This is a genomic window from Streptomyces sp. GC420 (assembly GCF_009916105.1).
In the GTDB taxonomy this organism is placed as follows: domain Bacteria; phylum Actinomycetota; class Actinomycetes; order Streptomycetales; family Streptomycetaceae; genus Streptomyces.
Window position 1 is genome coordinate 1 of record NZ_JAAAXQ010000471.1, and the last position, 5,306, is coordinate 5,306.

Here is a 5,306-nt window from a genome sequence, read left to right on the forward strand (position 1 = left end):
GGTCGGGGGGTCCGGGATCGTCCCGTGAATGGCCCTCGCGACCGCCTGGATGGTGGCGACGCCGCTGTCCATTGAGTTGTTGTTCCAGGTCAGGACCGTAATGCCGTAGTCGTGGCCGTTACCGGTGAAGGCCGCCATGCTGTGGACGCGCCAGCCGTGGGTGGCGCGGGGGAGCCAGCCGTTCTTGACGTGGATCCTGGCGGAGGCCGGGGCGCCGGCCGGAGCGCCCCAGCGCTGGGAGGAGACGACCTTGTTCATCAGGTCCAGGGCGTAGGTACGGGAGTTCGTGCTCAGCACCGTGTTCCGGTAGGTGAGGATCTTCAGCAGTTTCTGCTGGTCGCGGGCGGTGATCTGGGTCAGGCCCCAGTAGCCGTCGGCGCCCGGGACGGTCTGGGTCATGCCCGCGCTGGTCAGGAACCTCTGGATGCGGGGGACGCCGAGCTGCCGCCACAGGGAGGTGGTGGCGTCATTGTCCGACGTTGTGATCATCGCCTTGGTGAGGGTGACCTCGCGGGAGGTGAGCGAGCGGTTCTCCTCCGCGGCCTTCTGCAGCAGTGCGGCCAGCACGATGACCTTCACCACGCTCGCAGAGTCGTACCTCTTGTCCTGGCGCAGCGTGCAGTTCGTCCCCGTCGGACGGTCGTAGAGGGTGAGCGCGACCGTGGAGGCTCGGCCGGACAGCGAGGCCGCGATGCCGCCTGCCAGCTTCGCCGCCAGCCCCGTGCGTTCGGAGGTGCACACCACCGTGGAGCCGTTGGCGGTGGCCGAGGCCCGCGTCGGGACCGCCGCGCCGGCCGGGGCGGCGGCGAGGGGAACGGCCAGGCACGCCGCGGTAAGCAGGGCCGCGGGCGGGAGAGATCTGCGTAGGTGTTTCCGGGCGGAAGTCACGGGTGTCGGTCCTCTGGTCCGTCATCTGGCTGAGCGCGTCAGCCAGATGACTCGCCAGCGGTCCCGAAAGTTGTACGGGCGCGCCGGGGGGTGCGGGGCGCACACTGGAGACATGTGCCGCAGCATCAAGACGCTCCGACCGCCCGCCCTCCCCGAGGAAGCCACCGAGGAGGAGATCAGGGCCGCAGCCCTGCAGTTCGTGCGCAAGGTCTCCGGCTTCCGCGCCCCCGCCGCGCACAACCGCGCCGTGTTCGACGAGGCCGTGGACGCCGTGACGGAGGCGACCCGCACGCTGCTCCGGGATCTGGAGGTACGAGGGTCCCGTTCCGCGGCGTCCTGAGCGGCCGGAGTCTATGAGGCGCGGTGCGACGCGCGGCGGCGCAGCAGCCAGAAGCCGCCGCCCAGGGCCGACGCGACCAGCGTGCCCCCGATCACCAGCTCCGTGGTGGAGAGCCGCTCGACGCTGCCGCCGAGGCCGCCGCGCACCCCGCCCGGCACCACGCTGAGCGAGACCGTCACGGTCCGGCTGTTGCCGGGGCCGCAGCTGAAGTTCACCGGGTGGGAGCCCGTCGTGGCGTTCTGGTTGATGACGGCGGTGCCGGAGAGGTGCGTGGCCTGGGCGTTCGTCGGTTGCAGGGCCACCGCTCCGAAGGCGGTGGACGTGGCGGTCGCCGCCTTGGTCCCGCAGCCCGTGATGTTCAGGGTGACGGTGCCGCCCACCGCGATGCTGCTCGGCGAGACCGTGGCGTTCGGGCTGCCGGTCGCGCCGTCCGCGTGCGCGGACGGCGCGACGAGGGCGACCGGGGCGGCGGCGAGTGCCGCCGCGGCCACGAGGCGAAGGGTGCTGGGGCGCGTCAGACGCATGATCGGGTCTCCTCCGTACGGCGCGGACGCTCTGCGCGTCATGATCCGGACGCTAGGAGTGACGGAGGTGCGCGGCGATCCGGGGCGGGTGAACGGGTGACCGGCTGGGCCGACCGGGGAGCCCCCGTCGGGCCGGCCCCGTCCGACCGGTCCTCGCCTCGCCGGCCTCGTCTTGCCGGCCTGGTCTTGCCGCCGTCGGCGCGGCCCGGGCTCAGCCCGCCGTCGCCGCCGGGGTCCGCGAGGGGGCCGGTCGCCGTACGAGATAGGCCGCGCCCGCGCCGGCCGCGGCGAGCGCCAGGACCGAGATGGCGGCGCCCAGCCAGGTCGCACCGAGCCACTGGCCGCCGAAGTAGCCGAGGCCGACGCTGTATCCCGCCCAGGCCAGGCCCGCCAGGGCCGACCAGGGGAGGAACTCGCGCACCCGGCGGTGGGCGGCGCCCGCGCCGAGGGAGACGACGGAGCGGCCCGCCGGGGCGAAGCGGGCGATCACGACGAGGGAGCCGCCGCCCTTGGCGAGAGCCGCGCCGAGACGTTCCTGGGCGGTGCGCAGCCGGCGCGAGCGGGCGATGGCGCGGTCCAGGCGGGCACCGCCCCGCCAGGCGAGCCGGTACGCGACGAGGTCGCCGAGCACGGACGCGGTGGCAGCGCACAGGATGAGGACCAGCAGATCGGGGACGGCGGGCTCGGCGGCCCGGGCCGCTGCCTGGGCCGTCGTGGTGCCTGCCGCCGCCACCGTGGCCGCGGTGATCACGAGGACGCCGCTGGGCAGCACGGGCAGGAAGACGTCGAGAAGCACGGAGAGGGCGACGATCACATAGATCCACGGGCCGGCGGCCAGCGGCCCCACACTTTCGAGCACCTTCGGACTCCCCCGTTCCCTCGGTCGGAACGCCGCGACGTCGCGAGGGAGGCGGCAGGGGCGGCGGGGCGCGCTGTACAGCCATACAGAGTACGCCTTGTGACCGGTCGGCGACTGGCCGGGATCGAAAACCTTTCGCGTCACTTTCGTATCACGTGTGTCCCGGGGCGGCCCCGCGGCGGTGTACGACGACGGGCCCGGACCGGGAACGGCGGGCGCGGGGGAGACCGGGTGCCGTCGCGGGACCGTCACGGGGCGATGTCGGTCTCCATCGCCCGCACCAGTTGGGCGCCGCCGCCGGGCTTCGGCCGTGCCTGGTCGAGGGCGAGCGCGGCTCGCCGGCCGCGCAGCGTCAGGGTCATCAGCTGGTTGCCGAACCAGGGACCGCCCGTCCTGAGCCAGTCCACCAGCGGCTCCCCGACCCGCCCGTGCCGTGCGATGCGCCGCCCCAGCCGTCTGGCCGTCTCGCTCCAGCCGAAGCGGAAACCCCAGCGTATCGACGCGGGAATGGAGTTGTGCACCGGCGAGCAGGTCAGCTGCAGAACCTTGGCGGACGGCGCCTGCCCCGCCGGCCACCGCGGCTCCGCGATGTACGCGTGATGGACGTCGCCCGACAGCACGCACACCGTCGACGGGGCGTCCGGGCCGGTGCCCGCCTGCGTGAGCAGCCGGGTGAGGTCCGCGAAGGATTCCGGGAACGCCGCCCAGTGCTCCAGGTCGGCCCCCCTGCGCACCTTCTCCCCGATCCGCGCCCAGCGCGGGCCCCGCTCACCCCGGCACAGCGCGGCGTTCCACGCCTCCACGTCGTGTATGAACCGGGGGAGGAGCCAGGGCAGTGAGGCGCCGAGCAGCAGGTGGTCGTACCCGCCCCGGTCGCCCAGGACCTGGTCGCGCAGCCACTGGGCCTCCTTCTCGTCGAGCATCGAGCGGTCCTGCTCGGCCAGCACCCGCCCGGCCCGGGTGTCGACCATCACCAGCCGGACCCGGCCGAAGTCGCGGCGGTAGCTCCAGCGCACGGTGTCGGGCGCCCGGTCGGCCTCGGAGGCGAATCGGCGCAGCAGGTCCGTGCCGTCGGGGGCGGCGCACACCGCGGTGTAGAGCTCGTCGGTGGCGAGTTCGGCGGGCGGCAGGTTGCCGAGGTGCTGGTGGACCCAGTACGACATCAGGCCGCTGAGGATGCGCTCCTGCCACCAGGGGGTGGCCCGGATACCGGCGAGCCAGGAGGCGCTGGTGTTCCAGTCGTCGATGACGTCATGGTCGTCGAAGATCATGCAGGTGGGAAGGGTGGAGAGCAGCCAGCGCACGCCGGGGTCGAGCCAGGATTCGTAGTAGAGGCGCGTGTACTCCTCGTAGTCCGTGACCTGGGCACCCGGGGGCTCGTCCAGGTTCCGCCGGGTGGCGAGCCAGGCGCGGGTAGCCTTCGAGGTCTCGTCGGCGTACACCTGGTCGCCGAGGAGCAGCAGGACGTCCGGCCAGGTGTCCGGGGGATGGGCGGCCAGCCGGGAGGCGAGGGTGTCGAGGGCGTCGGCGCCGACCGGATCGTGCTCCCCGGAGGGCGGAGCGGCCCAGCGGCAGGAGCCGAAGGAGACCCGTACGGTGGACTCGCCCGGCGCGGGGGTGCCGATGGCGCTGGCGGGGAACCGGTCGAAGGCCGGGTCGGCGGGTGGCCACACCTGGCCGCCGTCCAGCAGCACGCGGTACGTGGTCCGGGTGCCGGGGGTCAGGCCGGTGACCGGTACGAGGGCGTAGTGGTGGCCGGCGATCAGGAAGGTGCGCGCGGTGCCGCCCGCACCGTCGGCACAGACGACCTCGGCGGTGCAGGGCCCGCCCGTCTCGACCCAGACGGTCGCCGTGTCGCCGCGCTCCCAGTCGACGTACCGGAGCAGCGGCCCCAGCCGCAGGTCGGTCATGCGGGCACCCCCTTCGTCGTCCCGGCTTCGTACGGTACGGAACGACGAGGGGGCGGGGGAGTTTTCCGCGCGGGTGTTTTCCGCCCGGATGCTGTCCGGGGGGTTCCGGCGTGGTCCGTGGAGGTCGCCGGACGGGGTCGGCGGTCCGGTTCGCGCACGGCGCTCTGGTCCTTGCACGGCGGTGTCGGACCATGCACGGTGGTGCCCGGCGGGCCGGCGCCCGGCGGGCGGCCGTGTCCGGATCAGCAGCCGCTGAGGACGCTGGTGAGCTTGGACTTCTCCGCGGAGTCGACCGAGAGGCCGTAGTAGTACTTCACCTGGACCCAGGCGCGGGCGTAGGTGCAGTGGTAGGCCGTGCGGGAGGGCATCCACGTGGCCGGGTCCTGGTCGCCCTTGGCCTGGTTCACGTTGTCCGTGACGGCGATGAGCTGCGGCCGGGTCAGGTCGTTGGCGAAGTTCTGGCGCTTGGTGCTGGTCCAGCCGTCGGCGCCGGAGTCCCAGGCCTCGGCCAGCGGCACGAGGTGGTCGATGTCGAGGTCGGAGGCGGCGGTCCAGGTGGCGCCGTCGTAGACCGAGTACCAGCTGCCGCTCGTGGAGGCGCAGGCCGAGTCGGTGACCACGTTCGAGCCGTCGCGCTTGAGGACGGTCTCACGGGTGTTGCAGGTGCCGCTGATGGTGATCCAGTGGTTGAACAGGTCGCGGTCGTAGCCGGTCCTGTCCTCGGTGGCCACGGTGAGCGAGGCCAGGTAGGAGCGGGCGGTGGAGGCGCTCACGGGGGTGGGGAG

Annotated in this window: 6 protein-coding genes; 1 reads left to right on the top strand and 5 read right to left on the bottom strand. The window is 73.3% G+C overall.

The window, feature by feature from the left end; translation table 11 throughout:
- Positions 1-888: serine hydrolase (locus GUY61_RS34190; protein ID WP_398957917.1), on the bottom strand; the 888-nt coding region annotated here is incomplete at its 3' end.
- Positions 889-1,000: 112 nt separating this feature from the next.
- Between GUY61_RS34190 and GUY61_RS34195 the strand changes: the two genes are divergently transcribed.
- Positions 1,001-1,228 carry a DUF2277 domain-containing protein gene (locus GUY61_RS34195; RefSeq protein WP_166634208.1) on the top strand — a complete coding sequence of 76 codons (228 nt, stop codon included), beginning with the start codon at positions 1,001-1,003 and terminating at the stop codon, positions 1,226-1,228.
- A gap of 11 nt (positions 1,229-1,239) precedes the next feature.
- Here GUY61_RS34195 and GUY61_RS34200 read toward each other — a convergent pair whose 3' ends face one another.
- The 4 genes from GUY61_RS34200 to GUY61_RS34215 all read right to left on the bottom strand — a co-directional run.
- The gene (locus GUY61_RS34200; protein WP_166634209.1) at positions 1,240-1,794 is read right to left on the bottom strand and encodes a hypothetical protein; all 555 of its coding nucleotides are present in this window, start codon (positions 1,792-1,794) and stop codon (positions 1,240-1,242) included.
- Positions 1,795-1,963: 169 nt separating this feature from the next.
- Complete coding sequence (locus GUY61_RS34205; protein ID WP_166634210.1) at positions 1,964-2,611, bottom strand: VTT domain-containing protein; 648 nt, start codon at positions 2,609-2,611, stop codon at positions 1,964-1,966.
- A 248-nt stretch (positions 2,612-2,859) separates the two neighbouring features.
- Positions 2,860-4,521, bottom strand: a complete 1,662-nt coding sequence (locus GUY61_RS34210) for an alkaline phosphatase D family protein (RefSeq protein ID WP_166634211.1) — start codon at positions 4,519-4,521, stop codon at positions 2,860-2,862.
- Between the two features lie 242 nt (positions 4,522-4,763).
- Positions 4,764-5,306 (bottom strand): HNH endonuclease family protein (locus tag GUY61_RS34215; protein ID WP_166634212.1); only part of this gene is annotated, 543 nt, incomplete at its 5' end.

What these genes read in the sequence shown, in the direction of transcription:
- GUY61_RS34195 (WP_166634208.1), top strand. Translation starts at nt 1,001, where the DNA reads ATGTGCCGCAGCATCAAGACGCTCCGACCGCCCGCCCTCCCCGAGGAA.
- GUY61_RS34200 (WP_166634209.1), bottom strand. Translation starts at nt 1,794, where the DNA reads ATGACGCGCAGAGCGTCCGCGCCGTACGGAGGAGACCCGATCATGCGT.
- GUY61_RS34210 (WP_166634211.1), bottom strand. Translation starts at nt 4,521, where the DNA reads ATGACCGACCTGCGGCTGGGGCCGCTGCTCCGGTACGTCGACTGGGAG.